We start from the raw sequence: 18,736 nt of genomic DNA, 5'->3' as shown, positions 1-18,736 counted from the left end.
CGAAGGAGACTGACAATGCCACTCATCGGATATCTCGACAACGGGGTCCGCCACATCGGCGAGGTCCGCGGGGACGACGTCTACCCCATCGGCACCGTCGAGGCGTTCTACGCGGGGGAGGTCGATGCCCCCGCCGAGGATGCCGCACCGATCGCGCGTGCCGAACTCACCGAAGCCCCGTTCGTGCCGGAGACCTCACGGGTCTTCTGCGTGGGCATCAACTATCATAGCCATGCCGAGGAATCGAAGCGCGGCGCCGGCCAGGATCTGCCGAAGTTCCCGATGATCTTCGGCCGGTGGGAGTCGACGCTCGTCACCGACGGCACGACGGTGCCGGTCCCGGCGAACGAGGGGCTCGACTGGGAGGTCGAACTCGCCTTCGTCATGAAGGACACGGTGTGGATGGCCGACAAGGAGACCGCCCGCAGCCACGTGCTCGGCTACACCGCGTTCAACGACATCAGTGCGCGACAGAAGCAGCTCGCGACGACGCAGTTCACACTCGGCAAGAATGCCGACCGCTCGGGTCCGATCGGTCCCGAGCTCTACCGGCCCGACGAGATCGGCGACGTCGACAATCTCACCGTGACGACGACCGTCAACGGCGAGGTGATGCAGAACGGCAATACACGCGACCTCATCTTCAAGATCGAGGATCTCATCGCCTACATCACCGATACCGTGACGATGCTGCCCGGCGATGTCGTGGCGACCGGCACGCCCGGGGGAGTGGGGCTCGGCCTCACCCCGCCGAGGTACCTCGGACCCGGTGACGTCGTCGAAGTCGAGGTCGAATCGATCGGGAAGCTGCGCAACGAGATCGTCGAGCACTCCTGAGGTCGGGGGCGGGGCCGCGGCGTCGCTGTCGGCGGCGACCGCGTCCCCGCTTCCGTACAATGCAAGGGCGGCACGTGCCATGGCGGTGCGTGCGGAGACGATGATGGAGGGCGCATGGCGCGGGAGATGAATGTGCAGGTGAGTGCGGGCAGCGGACGGTCACGGGCCGTCGAGGTGGCTGACCTCCTTGCGCAGCGGTCCCAGAAGGCCGACCCCAATACGCATCTGGGGACGAAGCAGAGCCTGTGCAAGGAGATCGGGGTGGCACCGGGCACCCTCAACGAGTCGCTGCGCATGCTCGAGGCGCAGGGTCTCATCACGATGCGCACCGGCCCGGGCGGCGGAGTGTTCTCCGCTGAGCCCGATCCGTTCGTCCACATCGGCCAGGCGATGATCCGCGTCCGCGACGATGCGCGGTCGGTGGCCCAGTCCGCCGTGGTGAGGAATGCGCTCGAGCCGGAGGTCGTGCTCGATGCCGCACTCAACCGGACCGAGGAGGACCTTGCGCGCCTCCGCGAGCGCATGCGGGTCATCGAGGCGAAGGTCGATGAGGACCTCGGTCTCGCGCACGCGATCTGGGATTCCACCGGGCGGTCTATGCCGCCGCGGACAACGAGGTCCTCGCCTCGATCTGCCGTGGCCTGCTCGACCACATCGCCGGCCACGCCGAGGCGATCCTGCCGAAGACTCCGGCACAGAAGCGGACCCGTGTCGAGGGTCATCGTGCGCTGCTGACGGCGATCGAATCCGGTGACCCCGACGCGGTCGCCGAGGCGATGGAGCTCCACGAGGAGGCGCACCGCTGACGGCCCGCCGGTCGCCAATGCGAAGAACCGCCGTTCGGATGATCCGAACGGCGGTTCCTGTGTGCTGTGCGCCCCCCGGGACTTGAACCCGGAACCCACTGAATTGGGCTCATCGATCTCGTGGGTTTCTCTGGGTACTCATTGTTCTAACTGGGTGAAGGTGGGGGGGGCTGAGCCTGTCATAAACTACACAGACGTAGTTGATCGAAGGGAGAAAGCATGAGTGTCGGAGCATTCGTGACGATCATTGTGGCCGTTATCGCAGCTTTGGCGAGCATCACGGGAGCGATTGTCGCTTACCGTGCGGCAGGTCGGGCTGCGAATTCGTCTCAGCTGATCGCTCGTGAGAGTCACGGGGTGGCCGCTATCGATCGGCAGTCTGACGAGCTGAGGGAGGCATTCGACAAGTTCATTGAATCGTTCGCAAATGCGCGTGACATTGATAAGCAGATGCAGGTGAGTGCTCGACTTGACCAGCTCGCCTCTTGCACCGGAGCTACAACTGAACTGCAAGCAGCGTGTACCGCTCTGATCAGTGCAGTCACCTTTCAGCCACGGACTGAACCGCAGCTGTTCCCCGGCATGTTGTTTCGTGGCCCGATGAGCAGAGTCACTCGCGAATATCGCAATTCGCAAAATGCGCTATCCGCCAAGCGAGCCGCGAAACTGTCACGCTAGACGCTCACTCCGATATAGGCCGCGATCTTCTGCTGACTGGTGACTACCATTGCGGTATGAAACTCTCCTGGCTTGTTTGGGCACTTGTCGTCGTATTCGGCAGTGTCGTGACATGGATGCTGATCGTTCACAACTCAAGCAATGGGCTCAGTGTTCGGATCGGCTCATGGGCGCAGTTGCTCGCAGCTGCGGGAACGCTGGGTGCTGCGGCTCTCGCATTGAGCACTGCTAAAGAGAACCGGGCGCAATCGCAGAAAGCGAATGAGGCTTTGGCTGCCGCGACCCGACCGCAGCTATCGCTTCATATGCTTCCGATGATGAAACAACGTGCTTACTTGCAGCCGAATGAAACTGTGTACCTTTCCATCTCGAACTTGTCCGCGTTCGTCGCTCCGCGGATTCGAGTCAATTGGAACACTCAAGATGGCATGCCTCATGAAGCTTGGATCGACCGTCTACTGGGTGATCCAAACCCGGAGAAGGGCCTGATAGGTGAGCATGTGAGTTACAGCGGAGATGCGAGTACGTCAGCAACCGTCCAGCTGGGAGTGGCGTCAAACTTGGATGAACAAGACAACCGAGTTCGACTCTATTACGCCAGTCAATTTGGCAATGGAGGGTGGATGGAGGTTCACAGATGGGAGGCGTGGAACACTAGCTCCGACCCCGGACATCCCGCCTGGCAGCATAGGCACACTATTGAGGCTCCCAAATGGATGACCCTGAGCGAGATGGGCTTCTGACTACTCATGGGAACGGCACATCCTATACGCAAGTGAGTATCGGACTGCTGGAAGTTTGTTTGACCCAGACGAATGCGTCAGAAGGTGGGAACAACGTCGGCATCCTGCATCTCACTAGTAACAACTGCGGACCGTTCGAGGGTCGCGGTCGATGAGCCATGGATTGGTACTCATAGGGACAGAACCCAGGCCTACAGTGACATATGGAGCTTGGCGAAGGCCCAACCGAACACGATAGCGACTACGCCTCTGAAGGAGCCGGTCGAGGAGCTAGAGGTCCCCGCCGTCTATGACACGGGGTTCTCGTGGGAAGACGGGATCGGCATCCAGTCAGGATGGGGCGGACGACGTAGGTGACGCACCCGGCACAGACACACTTTTTGGCCTACAAGCCACAGATCCCGGAAAGGAGCAGTGTCGACACGCCCTGGCTATACACACAATTTGATCATTAACCCTCACAATGCGAAGAACCGCCGTTCGGATGATCCGAACGGCGGTTCCTGTGTGCTGTGCGCCCCCCGGGACTTGAACCCGGAACCCACTGATTAAGAGTCAGTTGCTCTGCCAATTGAGCTAGAGGCGCGTGCCGCGCACGTTGCGCAACGAGAATTAATACTACTCAGGAGCCCGCCTCGCGTGCAAACCGAATCCGGGGATTTTCCGGTTTTGTGACTGAGGTCGCAGGTCAGAGGTACATTCCCGCGCTCGACTGCTCGGCCGGCTCGGAGATCGCATGGACGTCGCGCTCCCGCAGCAGCACGTACGCCTGACCTTCGAGCTCCACCTCGGCGCGGTCTTCGGGATCGTAGAGCACGGTGTCGCCGAGGTTGGCCTGCCGCACGTGCGGCCCGGCGGCGACGACTTCGCCCCAGACCAGCCGCCTGCCCATCGTGGCCGTGGCGGGGATGACGATGCCGGCCGCCGACTTGCGCTCACCGGCCTCCTCACCCGGATCGACGAGGATCCGGTCGTGGAGCATTCGGATCGGCAGAGCAGTGTCAGGCACGCTCGTCCCGACCGGAGAACCCGACGATGAGGGCGGCGACGCCGAGCACGGCACCGGCGCCGAGGGCGATGGCCTCGGTCTTGGGGGAGCCGTCCTCATTGATGACGGTCGACTTCGCCTTGTCGACGGCGCGGTTGAGCAGGGCTTTCGGGTGCAGGCGTCCCACCAGTTCGTCGATGTTGCCGGTCAGCCGCTCCTCGCGCAGCCGGATCGATTCGGCCAGCTGTGCTTGGGTGGCGTTGTCGACGGTCACATCTGAGGTGTAGACGTTGTCAGTCATCGGGTCGAATCCTCCGAGTCGCGAATGCATTGTTCACCTGTGACTGGGCGTCACAGGACCTTGCCGTCCAGCTTAGCCGTTGACTTCTCCCGGTGTCAGATACACGGCTCGGAGTGCCGGAATCTCACGACGTCGACTGTGGCATCGCGCGGTATGTCCGGATAGTGCCCGCGCAGACTGGTGCGATAGTCGTCGGCGGTCGTCGTCCCGGTCAGGCCGAGACCGGCTTCCGTCAGTTCGGTCAGCGGTGTCGGCTCGACGGAGTGGATCTCGATGGGCACCGGATCGCGGTCGGTGTTTTCGAAGTACGCAAGCGCGGGTCCGACGACGGGGGACTCTCCCCAGCGGACCGTGACGGTCTTGCTGCCGTTCTCGACCGCCTCGGCGTAGCGGGCATTGAACCTCAGCACCCGGAGGGGACCTGCATCAGGATGCCGGTAGGAGGTGGGAAGGAGCGCAGCGATGGGAACGACCGTCGCCGAGGCGGCTGATCGGTGCGACGAATCATCGCCGGGGAGGGCGACGAGGATGTCGGGGTGAAGGTCGAGAAGCGTCTGACGGCATCGACCGCAGGGCGCGAGAAGCCCGCGATCCCGATCCCCGACCGCGGCGATGGTCACGAGCGGACCCGCGCCTGCGGTTGCCGCCGCACCGATCGCCACGATCTCAGCGCAGGGTCCGCCGGTGAAGTGGTAGACATTGACGCCGAGGTGGATGCGGCCACGCGTGTCCATGGCCGCTGCCGCAACGGTGTGGTTGGCATCCTCACCGAGCATCGTCACCAGGTCCTCGGCTGCGGCGATGACGCGCAGCTCAGCGGCCTGGGGCTCCACCGCTCAGTCCTGCTGCTTGTTGCGGCGGCCGACGAGGAAGAGGATGAAGCCGACAGCGGCCATGCCGAACGCGGCGAGGACGAGGACCGGCCACGAGCTCACGATCGTCGAGATGAGCGACTCGCCGAACGAGCTCGCCGGCTGATTGTTGCCGCGCGGTGCCGTCTGGTCGCCGCCGGTGATGAGGTCGGTGTCGTCCTCGGGAGTCGGGACATCGGGATTGCGGGGGACCGGGTCCGAATAGTCCGGGTGCGGTGCGCTTCCGCCGCCGGGCACCCAGCTGTCGCCCGCATCGCCGGGGATGACATCGCGATCGGTGCCCTGCCCGTTGCCCGTCGACGGGGCTTCGGTGTTCTCCTCGTCGCCGGCGCCAGTGCCTCCGTCGGCACCGGACGAGGCATTCGCGTCGGCTCCGTCGGCACCGGTGCTCGGTGACGGGCTCGGGCGCTCGTCACCGCCGTTCGCGGCGGAGTTCGCTGATCCCTCAGCCGATGCTCCCGCCTCGGCGCGTCCGTCCGCAGTCGCCGACGAATCCCCGCGGGACCCGGATCCGTCCGAGCCCGAGGAGCCTTCCGATCCCGCGCCGCTGTCGTCGCCCGGTGAGTTCGCGTCGGACGACGTCGAGGAATCGCCGCCGTCGGAGCGGCCGCCGTCGGAACCGCCACTCGAGGTGCCGCCGCCCCCGGCGGTCGAGGAACCGTCGTTCGACCCCGTCGATCCGCCGTCGGAATCAGGGTAGGGCGTCCCGGTGACGGTGATCGTGTTCGTGCCGTTGACGTCTCTGACCTCGAAGTCCCATTCCGGATCACTGGTGAAGTTCGCGAACGTCACCGGGCGGTCCGTCGCCGGGTCGATGACCTCACCGGCCGCGTTGAGCGAGAACGTCGTCGGCACTGCGGCGGGGGCTCGGTTGTCGATGGGGTTGCCGCTGTCATCGGTCTCACCGTTCGCCTCGGCGCCGGTGTCGGTGTCCGGGGAGTCGCCGGCGGCACCGGGATCCGACCCGGCATCTGAGTCCGACCCGGCATCGGAATCGGAGGGCGCCTCGGTCGACTGCGCCGGCACACGAGCCCGCGACGGGGGACCGGAGAACTGGGCGCCGACCCAGCTCTCGGGCATGCCGGCGTCACCGTCGGGGAGCTTGAGCTGCTTCGTGTCAGTGTCCCAACCGGCGCGCAGCGGAACGGTCTTCGCCGCGCAGGGCTCGCCGTCCGGCGCGGTGGTCGGGTCCTCGCACCTGGGGTCATCGGTCCCGCCGCCGTCGGCAGCGCCGTCACTGTCCGCATCGGGGCCGGGGATGACGCCGTCGGATTGGCTTGTGCCATCGGCGCTCGCGGTCGAACCGTCCGCCGAGGTGGAGCCGTCGGCCGACCCGCCCGATGAGGCGGTGCCGTCGGTTCCCGAGCCGGAATCGGCTTCGGCGCCGGACTCCGCGCTCGCCCCATCCGCACCCGCATCGGAGTCAGCGGTCGCCGCTGACCCGGCATCCGCCTCGGCGACGGCCGGAGCTGCATGCACAGGGGTGGGGGCGAGCGTCAACGGCAGCGCCACGAGGGTAAGAGCAGTGCCGAAAGCGGCCACGGTGCGGCTGAGCTCTCGAGTGGTGATCGACACTGTGGTCCTTCGGGTGGAGATTCCGGTCAACGTCCCTTCAGGGTGGCATGACGCGAAGGCGCGCCGGCCACCATCATAGTGGCTGAGCGAACGCTGTAAAAGCGCGCGGTCAGCCGCCCGGGGTCGCGGGCTTCTTCGGGTAGGCCCGGATCGTCGAGTCGGGGCCGTCGACGATGGCGAGATTGCCCGCGTCCGTGACGGCGAGCAGTCGCGTGTCGGACCGGTACGCCGCCTGTCCGGCAAGGAGGCATGCCGCTTCGCTGTCGATCGTGCAGGGAACGATCGTGCCCTTGGGCTCGGAGAGGTTGATGTCGCGGCCGGAGGTGTCGACGAGGAGCAGACCCGTTTCGAGGTCGAAGAGGTACGGGCCGATGTAGGCGCGCTGCCCGCCCTGACCGCGGACCCACGACATCTCGCCGACGATGTCGGTCGTCGTCGTCACCGTCGAGAGGATCGAGCCGTCCTCGAGGGAGTGGACGACGAGCTGGATGCGGTGACCGCTGTTCGTCGACGCCCCCTGCTCGCCCCACAGGGCGATGACCTTGCCGTGGCCGGCGGAGATCCATTTGATGATGCGCAGGCCGTCGGCTGGGGATTCGAGCCCGATGCTGCGCTCGTCGCCGCTGGTGATGTTCGTCGCCACGACGGGCCCGTCGTAGTCGGCACTGTAGAGCTCGCCGTTCTCGACGGCCATCGGGGTCGACCCGCTGTCGGGGGTGGGAATGTCGATGAGGCCGTCCTGGCCGAAGGTCGCGAGCTTGTTGCCGGACTTGACGAGCACGCTCGTGCCCGCGGAGGAGATCCGCGCGTTCGTCGGCAGCTGGTAGGTCTTCGGGGTGCTCTCGCCGTCGAAGAGCGCCTGCGCGGAGTCGCCGACCTGCCACAGGAGGGCGGCGCGGCCGTCGATGCGGGTGTCGACGGCGAAGGTCGGGGCCTCATCGGTCTGTCCGGAGTAGCGGACCGTGCCGTCGGCGGCGTCGAGGACCTCGAGGTTGCCGCCGTCGACGACGAGGACACCGCGGTCGGAGGCCGTCACCGAGGCGGTGCCCGGGATCTTCGCCTGCCACGTCGGCGTGTTCGCGAAGCTCGGGACGATGTCGTCGGTCTTCTCCACCGAGATGTCGGAGGCGGGGTTGAGCTGCTGGTCGGAGGCGATGGTCTGCGGGGAGTCCGTGGCGTTCGTCGGCACGATGTTGGGCACGACGAACGCGCCGATCATGAGGATGGCCATGCCGATGAGGACGAGGCCGGGAACCGTGAGCCTGCCCAGTCGCGTCTTTCCCGACCGCGGCCCGCGTGTGCGCGGCGGTTGCTTGCGCGGCGGCTTCTGCTTCGGTGCCGCAGGCGCCTGTGCGGCCGGACCCGAGTACGGGGTGCCGAGCGGATACTCATCCGCGGTCGAGCCCGCATCGGTCGTCGCCGGCCCGGTGCTATCGGTGGCGCGGTCGTGGCCGTCGGTCGCGCGGTGGGCGGCGTCCGCCTCGGCGGGGGACTGCGCGGACGTCGAGGACTGGGCGGATGCGGGGGAGGCGTCCGGAGTGGACCCCTGACCAGGGGAGTCGACCTCGGAGTCGATCCTGGCGGGGACGGTGATCGGCTGGGTGTCGTCGGCGGCCCGCGCCGAGGTGGTCCCCAGGGTCGGCTCGGGCGCGGCGCTTCTCGTCGCGCCGAGTTCGGTCTCCGTGGTCTGCGCCGGGACGATCCTGCCGGTTACGTCGATCTCGACGTCGACTCCCTGGGCGCCGTCGCCGATCGTCACGGTCACCGGAGTCTCCGTGGCGCGCGCATAGTCGCCGAGGTACGCCATGGCCTGACCGGTGTCGGTGTAGCGACTCGTCGCCCCATCGAGGGACAGGTAGGCATACCCGTCCTGGGAGACAGAGATCAGCGCACGTGGCATGTAATAGGGGTCCTTGAGCAGGTCGACGGCAGGGCGGTGACAATCCTAGTGAATGAGTCGTGCACCTCCCACCGAGTTTCCGAAACCGTTATACATCTCTACGGAATCGTTGCACGTCAGGAGATCTGCGTCTCATTATTCCCGTCCGTGCCTGCTGGTTTGCCCGGCAGCGGCCTGGGCGGTTAAGCTATATCTTGCTGTCTGCACCTCTGTGCGGGCTGTGTGGTGGGTATAGCTCAGCTGGTAGAGCGCCGCGTTGTGGTCGCGGATGTCGCGGGTTCAAGTCCCGTTACTCACCCCGATGGGAAAGCCCCGTGGATCCTGAGGAATCTGGATCCACGGGGCTTCTCGCATGTCCGCACCGAGGTGGTCCCGTGCCGAGGCGTGCCCACGCCCAGGTGGTCCCGCACCGAGGTGGTCGCCTCGGGCGTCCGATGTTCCAGTCCTGTCACCGTCTGTGCCCTGTTGAGCACCTGTGGGCAGGGTGTGCGCGGCTAACGTCGATCTCGTTCGATCAGTCGCCTGCCGAGAGCCGGTGACGACCATTCCGTGAAAGGGACATCATGAACCGCCCCACCAGACTCGTCGCCCGCTCCGCCGCTCTCGCCGCCGCTGCCCTGCTCACTCTCTCGGCCTGCGGTGCCGCCGGAGACGCGGAGGAGTCGGCCGATTCCGAAGCCGGCTCCGTCGCCGTCGAGGAGACCACCGAAGCCGCCCCCGAAGCCTCGTCCACCGAGGCGGCTGCTCCGGCTGGGGAGGGCACGCAGGTCGAGATCGGCCAGGAGCTCACCGACAGTGAGACCGGCGATGTCATCACCATCGTCTCCGCGGTCCGCAACAATCCCACCGAATACTACGAAGCCTCCGACAACCCCGACGGTGAGATGGTCTACCTCGAGGTCAAGGTCGTTCCCGGTGAGGACTACGGCGGCACGATCAGCGCCTCGGACTTCTACCTCGACAGTGCCGGCGAGGAGGTCAATTATGCCTCGACTGCTGACGACGAGCTCACGGCCGCCGGCTTCACCTACTTCGAACGCGCGCCGCGCCGCGACGGCGAGCACACCGGCTTCATCCCCGTCTACGTGAGCCAGACCGCCGACACGCTCAAGGGCGCGTACGTCCGCCCCGAGGCGAAGGTCCTCGGCGAGGACCAGACGATCCCCGAGTTCCGCGGAGACTTCGAGGTTCCCGCCTCCTGAGCAGGGCCTCCTCAACGAGGCCTCCTGAGTTAGGCTCAGACATGAGCGATTTCCCGCGCCTGCTCCACACCGTCCTCGACGCCGAGGACCCGCGGTCCCTCGCCGAGTTCTACCGGCAGTTCCTCGGACTGCGCTACCGCAGCGGCGACGAGCCGCCCGTCGACGGCGGACCCGACGACGCCGACTGGCTCGTCCTCGTCGACGCCGAGGGCCGGCGCACGCTCGCGATCCAGCAGACCGACGAGCTCACCCCGACGACCTGGCCCGATCCGGCCGTGCCCATGCAGCTCCACCTCGACTTCACGGTGCCCGACACCGCAGCGCTCGAGACCCACCGCGCCCGGGCCCTCGACCTCGGGGCGCGCCAGCTCCTCGACCGCGCGGACGACCCTGACGAGCTTCTCTACGTCCTCGCCGATCCCGCAGGCCACCCCTTCTGCGTGTTCGTCGCCTGAGTCTCCTGCTCCTCAGGCCATCGTCACAAGCTTCTGGAGGACCTGGAAGGCGACGGCGACGACAAGCGCGTTGTAGAAGAACGCGATGATGCTCTGGAGCAGGACGATGCGGCGGGCGGCGATCCCGCACACCTCGACGTCCGAGGTCGCGAACGACGTGCCGATCGTGTAGGAGAAGTAGAGGTAGTCGAGGGTCGTCGGGAGGTCGGCTGTCGGGAAGCGCAGCTCCCGTTCGTCATTGGCCGCCTCGGTGACCTCATAGATCTCGGCGAACGCGATGTGGAGCATGAGCCACGAGAGGATGATGCCCGCGCTCGCCGCGAACAGGATCGTCGTCTGGTCGGCGCCGCCGTCCGCGGAGTCCTGGGTGACCATCGCGGTGATCGCCGCATTCGCCCCGACGACCGCGGCGAGCAGCGGGGGAATCCACAGCCACTTGACGACCGCTCGGGCCTCCGTGCGATCTCCGGCCTCGGGCTGTCGGCTGCCGTTCCACACGACGATGAGCCCGACGCCGAGGTAGACGACCGTCACCGCCTCCCACAGCAGCAGCGCCCACAGGGTGTTGGTGACGAGGTAGAGGACGCACGTGAGGACGATGAGCGTCTGCGCCGCCCCGCTGATCCACTGTCCCGCCCCGTAGCGCCGAACCGTCGGGCGCGCTTCCGTCGAATCATCGGCCATGGCCCGAATATACGTCATCCCACGACCCCGGCCTCGGCACCGAGACACCTCCCTGCGCCGGGACACCTCCCGTGTCCGAGGCGGGGGTTAGAGTGAGGTGTGTCCGCATTCGCCCTCCCGCTCACCGTCGTCGGCAGCATCAACGCCGACATCACCGCGGTCACCGACCGCCTGCCCGGCCCCGGAGAGACCGTCGGCGGCGGCACGCTGTCACGCAGCCCCGGAGGGAAGGGCGCGAACCAGGCGCCGCGGCGGCCCGCCTCGGCGCCGTGACCCGGATGGTCGGGGCCGTCGGCGCGGATCCGACGGGACGGGAGATGACCGCGGACCTGCGTGAGGCCGGCGTCGACGTCAGTGCCATCGCCGAGGTGGACGCCGAAACGGGGACCGCGCTCATCACCGTCGACGCCCGCGGCGAGAACACGATCGCCGTGTGCGAAGGGGCGAACGCCCAGGTCAGCGCCGCCGGACTGAGGTTCGACGAGACGGACACCGTGCTCACGCAGCTCGAGATCCCGCTCGAGGTCATCAGCGACCTCGCCCGCACCGTGCGCGGCTGGTTCGTCATCAACGCCGCCCCCGCGATTCCTCTGCCCGCCGAGGTCGTCGACCGTGCTGATCTCATCATCGTCAACGAATCCGAGTACGCCGCGCTGCCGCAGCTGGCCACGGCTCGCCGGGTGGCCGTGACCTACGGGGCGCAGGGATCGGCCCTGCTCGAGAACGGTGAGCAGATCGCGTTCGCACCCGCCGAGACACTCACCCCGGTGAGCACCGTCGGGGCCGGCGACGCCTTCTGCGCGGCCCTGACCATCGCCCTGCGCTCCGGCATCCCCGCCGCCGACGCCCTGCGCGTCGCCAACGCCGTCGGGGCGATCGCCGTGGCCAGTCCCGACGCGCGACCGTCCTTCCCGCCGCTCGAACACCTCATCGCCACCCTCGACGGAGACCCATCGACGACGAGAGAACGGACATCGTCATGATCGCCCTCACCGGCCTCAGCGCCTTCCCGCTCACACCCATCCGCGACGGCAGCCTCGACGAGGTCGCCTTCGACGGGCTCATCGACCGCCTCGTGACCGCCGGCGTCGATTCGATCGCCCCGCTCGGGTCGACCGGGGTGGGCCCCTACCTCAGCGTCGGCACCCGCGCCTTCGTCGCCCGCGCCGCCGTGGAGCGCGCCCAGGGCATCCCCGTCATCGTCGGGATCGGAGCGCTCAGCCAACGCGATGTGCTCGCCAACGCCGCCGCGGCCGAGGAGGCCGGGGCCTCAGCACTCCTCCTCGCCCCGATCAGCTACCACCCGCTCACCGCGGACGAGGTCGTCGAGCTCTTCCGCGCCGTCACCTCGGCGACGGACCTGCCCGTCATCGTCTACGACAATCCGGGGACGACGCACTTCACGTTCACGACCGACCTCTACGGACGGCTGAGCGAGCTCGACGGCGTTGCCGCGATCAAGATCCCCGGCCTGCCGCTGTCTGAGGGGGAGTGGACGCAGCGGGTCGCCGACATCCGGGAGGCGACCGCGGAGGGCACAGCGATCGGCGTCTCCGTCGACGCGTACGGCGCCGACGGCCTCCTCGCCGGCTGCGATGCGTGGTTCTCCGCGATCGGGGGCACTCTGCCCGAGCCGATGCTCGCGATCACCCGCGCCGCACAGTCCGGGGACGCCTACCTCGCCCGCGAGCTCTCCGCCGAGCTCCAGCCGCTGTGGGACCTCTTCGCCGCCCACGGCGGGAGCCTCCGGGTGGGGGCGGCGATCGCCGAGCACCTCGGCCTCGTCACCGGCGACAGCCTGCCCGCACCCCTGCACGGGCTCGACGCCGAGGCCAAGCGCGCAGCCGCCGAGGTCGTCGACGCCCTCGGTCTGCGCTGAGGTCCCCGCCGGCAGCTGGTCCGCAGACACCGGCAACCGGCCCTGCCTGAGCCTGCCGGTCACAGCGTCACCGGCGCGCAGACCGACCCCGGCTCTTCACCTGCCGTCCATCTGAGGTTCCGGCCGGAGACAACTCCCTGCCCATATATGGAGGTGGGCGGGCCGTTGCCGCCTGCCGCCGCCACGACTCGGAGACCCGATGACGCATACGAAGACGATCACCGCCGCCCTCACCTCACTTCTCCTCACCACCGGTCTCACCACTGGGCTCACCGTCACCGGCGGTGCCGGGGCGAGTGCGGCGGAAGTGCCCGACCCGATCAGCTCCTCGGCACCGGACGCTGAAGTCGAACTCGGCTTCCTCGGCTCCTATGAGACCGGCCAGTTCGACGAATCCGCCGCAGAGATCACCGCGACCTACGGCGACACCGTCTTCACCGTCAACGCCCAGGCGGCGACCGTCGACATCATCGACGCCTCCGATCCGACGAACCCGACGAAGACCGGCGAGATCACCGGGACCGGGGTCGCGAACTCGGTGGCGATCCGCGACGACGGCCTCGGCGTCATCGCCCTCGAAGACGCGGACAAGACCCAGCCGGGAACGCTGCTGTTCTTCGACGCGAACTCACCCGAGGCGACGGTGCTCGGCTCGGTCACCGTCGGCTCCCTGCCCGACATGGTCGCCCTCACCCCCGACGGCACCCGGGCGCTGACGGCGAACGAAGGCGAACCCGCCGACGACTTCTCGACGGACCCCGAAGGGTCGATCGGCGTCGTCGATCTCCCCGCCGAGGTGGCCGCCCCGTCCCAGGACGCGGTGCGGATCGCGGACTTCAACGACTTCGAGGAGGGCGGCTCCAAGACCCTGCCCGCCGACGTCCGGGTCTTCGGCCCCAACCCCGACGGCGACCTGCCGGTGTCGCGGAACCTCGAACCGGAGTACATCACCGTGGCCGGCGACAAGGCGTACGCGACGCTGCAGGAGGCGAACTCGGTCGCCGTCGTCGACATCGCCTCCGCCGAGGTCACCGAGATCCTCCCTCTCGGCTTCAAGGACCACGGGCAGCCGGGCAACGGCCTCGATCCCTCCGACCGCGATCCCGAGGACGCCCCGACGATCAACATCGCCGAATACCCGGGACTCAAGGGCACCTACATGCCCGACACGATCTCGACGTTCTCCGCAGGCGGCACCGACTACCTCGTCACCGCCAATGAGGGCGACTCCCGCGAATGGGGAGACTTCTCCGATGCCGCCCGCGCCAAGGATCTCGGCGACGACGGCCTTGCGCCGGTCTGCGAGTCCTCGCCGCTGGCCGACCGGCTCGGCGATGACGAGCTCGGACGCCTCAACGTCATCACCGACCTCGGCCTCAGCGAGGACGGCAGCTGCTACGAGGAGCTCTACTCCTTCGGCGCCCGCTCGTTCGCGGTGTGGACGACCGACGGTGAGCTCGTCGCCGATTCCGGTGACGAGTTCGAGCGGCTCACCGCCGAGGCGAATCCCGACTTCTTCAACTCCAACCACTCCGAGTCGAACCTCGAGGGACGCAGCGACGACAAGGGTCCGGAGCCCGAGGCGCTGACGATCGGCGAGGTCGGCGGAACGACGTATGCGTTCATCGGCTTCGAGCGCGTCGGCGGCATCGCCGCCTACGACCTCACCGATCCCGCGCAGCCGAAGTTCGCGACCTACTTCAACAACCGCGACTTCTCCGTCTCCGTCGAGGACGAGATCGAGGCCGCCGAGGATCCGACGGCCCTGCTCGCCAGCGCCGGTGACCTCGGCCCGGAGGGCATCACGTTCCTCAGCCCCGACGAATCGCCGTCCGGGGAGGCCGCCCTCGTCGTCGGCAGTGAGGTGTCCGGCACGACGAGCATCTACTCGATCGCCGATCTCAGTAACGGCGGTGGCGGGTCGGACGCCGGTGCCGATGACAATGCCGGCGCCGATGACAATGCCGGGGCCGGGGACAACGCCGGCGCCGAGGCGGATGCCGGGGCCGGCGACAACGCCGGGGCTGACAGCACCGCCGGGTCCGACGCGGATGCGTCCGGCGCAGACGAGACCGCAGGCGCCGAGGCGGACGCCGGCGCTGAGGGCACCACCGCGGCGACCGGGTCGACCGCAGGCGGCCAGGACGCCGACGGATCGGATGCGAAGGGGAGCGGCGCGGACGCACAGGGCGCCGAAGCGGACGCGAGCGGCTCATCGGCCTCAGCGGCAGCGGGCGCCGATCCGGACGCGAGCGCTGACTCTGCCGACGACGGCGACGAGAACGCGGGCTCGCTGCCGCGCACCGGTGCCGACCTCGGGCAGTACCTGCTCATGGGGGCGCTTGCGGTCGGACTCATCGCCATCGGCGTCGTCGCATTCGTCGTGACGCGGAGGAAGCGCTGACCCGAGTTGACTCATTTAGTTTAGTCAACTAAACTAAATGACATGACAACGAAACCCCGCACCCGCAAGGCTCCCGCAAAGGGAGCGAAGAAACCACTCCGCTTCAAGTTCGGAATCGCCCTGCTCATCCTCTATCCGCTCTTCTTCCTCATCATCCCGATCGCTCCGTTCCTGCCCATCGACGCCGGCAGCAAGGTCGGACTCGTGGCCGGCGTCCTCGCCGCCGGGGAAGGCGTCCTGCTGCTCGCCATCGCGTGCGTCGGCAAGGAGGCGTTCCAGGCGATCAAGGCGAAGATCCTCCGCCGGAAGAAGAAGCCCGCGACTGAGGTGAGTGAGACGACGGCCGAGACGGTGACCGACACGTCGAGCGACACGGCGACCGACGCCCCGGCGGCGAAGCCCGCCGTGGTCGGTGCCGTGAGGCAGGCGCGTCATGCCGGATGAGGCCGAGGCCCGCGCGGCCGCCGCGCGGATCAATACGCTCCTGGTCGAACTGTGGCGCGTCTCCGAAGGGGAGGGTCCGCAGTACGACGACTTCGAGCTCACCGCTCAGCAGCACACGGTCCTCGAGCGGATCGCGAACAACCCCGAGATCACCTCGGGGGAGCTCGCGGCCGACCTCGGAGTGACGAAGGGGGCGATCAGCCAGCATCTCGGCGTCCTCGAGGCGGGCGGCTACATCGCCCGCCGCCGCAGCGAGCGCGACGGGCGCGTGCAGGTCCTCGAGCTGCAGGACCGCGGCAGGAAGTACCGCGACGCGCTGGTCAGCTACGAGGACTTCCTCGTCGACCGCTACCTCGAGCGGCTCTCCGCCGAGGATCTCACCGAGATCGCCGCGGCCCTGTCAAAACTCAAGGGCGCGTTCACATCCGACTGACGCGCTGAGAACCCCATCCCGCCCATCGGCCGGGTCGATCACTCGATCTGGCCGATGGGTTCGCGCTTCTCGGCCTGGAACTGGTCCTCGGCCCGTCCGCGCGCCCAGTACGCGGAGATCGACAGCGCCTCCCGGGGCACCTCCCGCTCTTTGAGGATCCGCCGGATCGCCTTGATCGTCTCCCGCTCACCGTGAGCGAAGACCTGCGGCGTCCCCGCCGCCCAGGGCAGGTCGCTCACCGCGGCGATGAGGTCCTCATCGGAGTCGACCCAGGTCACGGTCAGTCCTGCCGGGACCGCGGGGAGGAGGCGGTCGGCGGAGTGCGCGACGGCGAGGAGGACGTGGCCGGTCGCCTCGGCGTCCATCGCCTCGATCGCCGAGCTCACCGCGGGCAGCGCCGTGTGGTCGCCGATGAGCAGATGCCACGGCGATGCCGGAACGGGGCGGTAGGCCCCGCCGGCACCCATGAGGACGAGCGTGTCCCCGGGCTGCGCGGCCTTCGCCCAGGGGCCCGCGATGCCCTCGTCGCCGTGGACGACGAAGTCGATCGTCACCCGCTTGGCCGCGACATCCATCTCCCGGACCGTGTACGTGCGGTTGCGGGGCAGGGTCTCCGGTGCCGTCTCCCGCAGGGCGGCGAGGTCGTAGGGCGGGGTGAGGCCGTGCGCGGGATCGGCGAACATGATCTTGACGTACTTGTCCGTCGAGTCGTTGTTCCTGATCGCGTCGAACCCCTCGCCGCCGGCGACGATCCGGACGAGATGCGGGCTCACCGTCTCCGTGCTGATGACGGAGAGGATGGCCTGCGGGCGATCCGGGCGCTTCGTCCGGGCGGGGGCGGGAGTCGACATGCGGGGGCCTTTCGCTGTAGGTGGAGTTAGGTTCACCTTAGCAAATCCCGCCGAGGTGGTCGCCGGCATCGCGCCACCGCAAGCCGGCGAGGCGGTCAGGACACCTGATCGGCGAAGTCGTCGCGCACCCGCCGCAGCCCGCGCAGGTCGAGATCGCGCAGCTGCTTCGGCGACTCGAGGATCTCGACCCCGGGCAGCGCCGAGGACGGTCCGCTGCAGCCCATCGAGTTCTCCGGGTCGAGGAGGACGACCTGCTTGCCCTCCTCGCCGAGTCGCCGCAGCGCCTCGACGATCATCCGGCGGGCCACCTCGTTGATCGAGTACACCCGGCGCAGGTCGAGGGCGAAGACGTCGATGGCGTCGTCGGGGGAGGCGATCTCGCGCATGACGTTCTCCGCGCCGCTCCACTGGATGAGCCCCTGGAGGCTGACGATGCGGACCATGTCGCCCTTCGCATCGACGAAGCGCCGATCGCGGCGGATGATCGAGCGGGCGGGCTCCGGTGCGTTCATGATGTGGAGGCCGAGGTCGGCCGACAGCGAGCGGAAGATCTTCGCTCCGCGCACGCTCGTGCCGTGCTTGTCGAGCTTCGGCGAATACGTCGCGATGCCCACCTGGCCGGGCAGGACACCGAAGAGGCCGCCGGACACGCCGCTCTTGGCGGGCACCCCGACCTCGGTCATCCAGTCACCGGCGGCGTCGTACATGCCGCACGTCATCATCACTCCGAGCACCTGCCGGTTGACCCTCGGGGAGAGCACCCGCTCGCCGGTGATCGGGTTGACCCCGCCGCCGGCGAGGGTGGCGGCCATCATCGCGAGGTCCCGGACGCTGACGAGGACCGAGCACTGGTTGATGTAGCCCTGGACGACCTCGTCGGGATCGTCGGTGATGACGTCGTAGGACCGGAGCATGTTGGCGATCGCTATGTTGCGGTAGGCCTGCTGCCATTCCCCGGCGGCGATGTGCTCATCGACGCGCAGCTGCCGGCCGGCGAACCGGGAGAGTCCGGCGCGGACGATCTCCGTGCGCTCGGCCAGGGTCGCGTTCTCCCCGCCGAGGAGGGAGTGGATGGTGATGGCCCCGGCGTTGATCATCGGGTTGAGCGGTTTGCCCGAGGTCTTGTCGAGGGAGAGCTCGTTGAACGCCTCACCGGTGGGTTCGACGCCGACCTTGTCGAGGACGGCAGGAATGCCGAGGGCCTCGAGGGCGATGCCGTAGATGAAGGGCTTCGACATCGACTGGATCGAGAACTCGAAATCGGAGTCGCCGGAGTCGTAGAGGACGCCGTCGAGCGTCGAGATGCTGATCGCGAGCTTGTTCGGATCCGCGGCCGCGAGGTCGGGGATGTAGTCGGCCATCGCACCGCTGCGGTCGTGGCGATGACGCTCGAGCGTCTCATCGAGGAAGTCGGGAATGGGGGATCGCACAGCACCTCCTTCGGGGCAGTGTCGGCTGTCGGCCGCACGAGCGCGGGCCGACTGCCATTCTCACACACGAGGCCGCCGGATCGGCCACCCGAGACACGCGATGCCCCGCACGGCGGCAGCCGTGCGGGGCATCCTCGGTGGTGCCGAACGGCTCAGCGCCGGGGGCTCTGCGGGGTCCTCGGGGTCGCGGCGATCACGGAAGTCGACCGGGTTCTGCTCACCCGGACGCGGGTCGCCGGGCCGGGCGTCGCCGG

At 68.0% G+C, this 18,736-nt stretch carries 21 protein-coding genes and 2 tRNA genes; 13 read left to right on the top strand and 10 right to left on the bottom strand.

Annotation, left to right across the window (positions count from 1 at the left end):
• Positions 1-15 precede the first annotated feature (15 nt).
• The 4 genes from AC2W7K_RS04605 (at position 16) to AC2W7K_RS04590 (ending at position 3,064) form a co-directional block, all read left to right on the top strand.
• Positions 16-837: a fumarylacetoacetate hydrolase family protein gene (locus tag AC2W7K_RS04605; RefSeq protein WP_211978954.1), complete on the top strand. Its 822-nt coding sequence runs from the start codon at positions 16-18 to the stop codon at positions 835-837.
• 575 nt (positions 838-1,412) lie between these two features.
• Positions 1,413-1,643 (top strand): FCD domain-containing protein, encoded by a 231-nt coding sequence (locus AC2W7K_RS04600; protein ID WP_486005809.1) that lies wholly within the window; start codon positions 1,413-1,415, stop codon positions 1,641-1,643.
• A 219-nt stretch (positions 1,644-1,862) separates the two neighbouring features.
• On the top strand, positions 1,863-2,321 hold the full coding sequence (locus AC2W7K_RS04595) for a hypothetical protein (protein ID WP_198499262.1): 459 nt from the start codon (positions 1,863-1,865) through the stop codon (positions 2,319-2,321).
• 56 nt (positions 2,322-2,377) lie between these two features.
• Positions 2,378-3,064: a hypothetical protein gene (locus tag AC2W7K_RS04590; protein ID WP_486005791.1), complete on the top strand. Its 687-nt coding sequence runs from the start codon at positions 2,378-2,380 to the stop codon at positions 3,062-3,064.
• Positions 3,065-3,577: 513 nt separating this feature from the next.
• Here AC2W7K_RS04590 and AC2W7K_RS04585 read toward each other — a convergent pair.
• The 6 genes from AC2W7K_RS04585 to AC2W7K_RS04560 all read right to left on the bottom strand — a co-directional run bounded on the left by AC2W7K_RS04585 (position 3,578) and on the right by AC2W7K_RS04560 (position 8,700).
• Positions 3,578-3,650: transfer RNA gene (locus tag AC2W7K_RS04585), tRNA-Lys, on the bottom strand.
• 102 nt (positions 3,651-3,752) lie between these two features.
• Positions 3,753-4,073 carry a GroES family chaperonin gene (locus AC2W7K_RS04580; protein ID WP_140954658.1) on the bottom strand — a complete coding sequence of 107 codons (321 nt, stop codon included), beginning with the start codon at positions 4,071-4,073 and terminating at the stop codon, positions 3,753-3,755.
• Entirely contained in the window at positions 4,066-4,353 is a 288-nt protein-coding gene (locus AC2W7K_RS04575) for a DUF3618 domain-containing protein (protein WP_137826388.1), read from the bottom strand. Before AC2W7K_RS04575 ends, AC2W7K_RS04580 begins: the two co-directional genes overlap by 8 nt.
• 95 nt (positions 4,354-4,448) lie before the next feature.
• Positions 4,449-5,186 carry an ASCH domain-containing protein gene (locus tag AC2W7K_RS04570; protein ID WP_249121038.1) on the bottom strand — a complete coding sequence of 246 codons (738 nt, stop codon included), beginning with the start codon at positions 5,184-5,186 and terminating at the stop codon, positions 4,449-4,451.
• A 3-nt stretch (positions 5,187-5,189) separates the two neighbouring features.
• Positions 5,190-6,800: a hypothetical protein gene (locus tag AC2W7K_RS04565; RefSeq protein ID WP_211978957.1), complete on the bottom strand. Its 1,611-nt coding sequence runs from the start codon at positions 6,798-6,800 to the stop codon at positions 5,190-5,192.
• A 109-nt stretch (positions 6,801-6,909) separates the two neighbouring features.
• Positions 6,910-8,700: a hypothetical protein gene (locus AC2W7K_RS04560; protein ID WP_211978958.1), complete on the bottom strand. Its 1,791-nt coding sequence runs from the start codon at positions 8,698-8,700 to the stop codon at positions 6,910-6,912.
• A 225-nt stretch (positions 8,701-8,925) separates the two neighbouring features.
• Here AC2W7K_RS04560 and AC2W7K_RS04555 point away from each other — a divergent pair.
• From AC2W7K_RS04555 to AC2W7K_RS04545, 3 genes are all read left to right on the top strand, one after another.
• Positions 8,926-8,998, top strand: a tRNA-His gene (locus AC2W7K_RS04555).
• Between the two features lie 265 nt (positions 8,999-9,263).
• Complete coding sequence (locus AC2W7K_RS04550; protein WP_211978959.1) at positions 9,264-9,902, top strand: hypothetical protein; 639 nt, start codon at positions 9,264-9,266, stop codon at positions 9,900-9,902.
• 41 nt (positions 9,903-9,943) lie between these two features.
• The gene (locus AC2W7K_RS04545; RefSeq protein WP_211978960.1) at positions 9,944-10,357 is read left to right on the top strand and encodes a VOC family protein; all 414 of its coding nucleotides are present in this window, start codon (positions 9,944-9,946) and stop codon (positions 10,355-10,357) included.
• Between the two features lie 12 nt (positions 10,358-10,369).
• Here AC2W7K_RS04545 and AC2W7K_RS04540 read toward each other — a convergent pair whose 3' ends face one another.
• Positions 10,370-11,041 (bottom strand): DUF1345 domain-containing protein, encoded by a 672-nt coding sequence (locus AC2W7K_RS04540; RefSeq protein ID WP_198499256.1) that lies wholly within the window; start codon positions 11,039-11,041, stop codon positions 10,370-10,372.
• Positions 11,042-11,140: 99 nt separating this feature from the next.
• Here AC2W7K_RS04540 and AC2W7K_RS04535 point away from each other — a divergent pair, with 99 nt between their 5' ends.
• The 6 genes from AC2W7K_RS04535 (at position 11,141) to AC2W7K_RS04510 (ending at position 16,201) form a co-directional block, all read left to right on the top strand.
• Positions 11,141-11,314: a hypothetical protein gene (locus AC2W7K_RS04535; RefSeq protein ID WP_486005790.1), complete on the top strand. Its 174-nt coding sequence runs from the start codon at positions 11,141-11,143 to the stop codon at positions 11,312-11,314.
• Between the two features lie 5 nt (positions 11,315-11,319).
• On the top strand, positions 11,320-12,024 hold the full coding sequence (locus AC2W7K_RS04530) for a PfkB family carbohydrate kinase (protein WP_486005808.1): 705 nt from the start codon (positions 11,320-11,322) through the stop codon (positions 12,022-12,024).
• The gene (locus tag AC2W7K_RS04525; RefSeq protein WP_211978962.1) at positions 12,021-12,920 is read left to right on the top strand and encodes a dihydrodipicolinate synthase family protein; all 900 of its coding nucleotides are present in this window, start codon (positions 12,021-12,023) and stop codon (positions 12,918-12,920) included. The genes AC2W7K_RS04530 and AC2W7K_RS04525 overlap by 4 nt, the downstream gene beginning before the upstream one ends.
• A 199-nt stretch (positions 12,921-13,119) precedes the next feature.
• A complete protein-coding gene (locus AC2W7K_RS04520; protein WP_211978963.1) occupies positions 13,120-15,324 on the top strand; it encodes a choice-of-anchor I family protein in 2,205 nt (734 codons plus the stop codon).
• Between the two features lie 42 nt (positions 15,325-15,366).
• A complete protein-coding gene (locus tag AC2W7K_RS04515) occupies positions 15,367-15,768 on the top strand; it encodes a transporter suffix domain-containing protein (protein ID WP_211978964.1) in 402 nt (133 codons plus the stop codon).
• Complete coding sequence (locus tag AC2W7K_RS04510) at positions 15,758-16,201, top strand: MarR family winged helix-turn-helix transcriptional regulator (RefSeq protein ID WP_211978965.1); 444 nt, start codon at positions 15,758-15,760, stop codon at positions 16,199-16,201. Before AC2W7K_RS04515 ends, AC2W7K_RS04510 begins: the two co-directional genes overlap by 11 nt.
• A 38-nt stretch (positions 16,202-16,239) precedes the next feature.
• Here AC2W7K_RS04510 and AC2W7K_RS04505 read toward each other — a convergent pair whose 3' ends face one another.
• The 3 genes from AC2W7K_RS04505 to AC2W7K_RS04495 form a co-directional block, all read right to left on the bottom strand.
• Positions 16,240-17,052: a siderophore-interacting protein gene (locus AC2W7K_RS04505; protein WP_211978966.1), complete on the bottom strand. Its 813-nt coding sequence runs from the start codon at positions 17,050-17,052 to the stop codon at positions 16,240-16,242.
• 95 nt (positions 17,053-17,147) lie between these two features.
• The gene (locus AC2W7K_RS04500; RefSeq protein ID WP_211978967.1) at positions 17,148-18,482 is read right to left on the bottom strand and encodes a glutaminase; all 1,335 of its coding nucleotides are present in this window, start codon (positions 18,480-18,482) and stop codon (positions 17,148-17,150) included.
• A 60-nt stretch (positions 18,483-18,542) separates the two neighbouring features.
• The coding region (locus AC2W7K_RS04495) for a hypothetical protein (protein ID WP_486005789.1) at positions 18,543-18,736 on the bottom strand (194 nt) is incomplete at its 5' end.

The organism is Brevibacterium sp. LAARM2_SD2, from assembly GCF_057364785.1.
The sequence above is the reverse complement of the archived record's forward strand: the minus strand, read 5'-3'. Positions and strand labels throughout refer to the sequence as shown.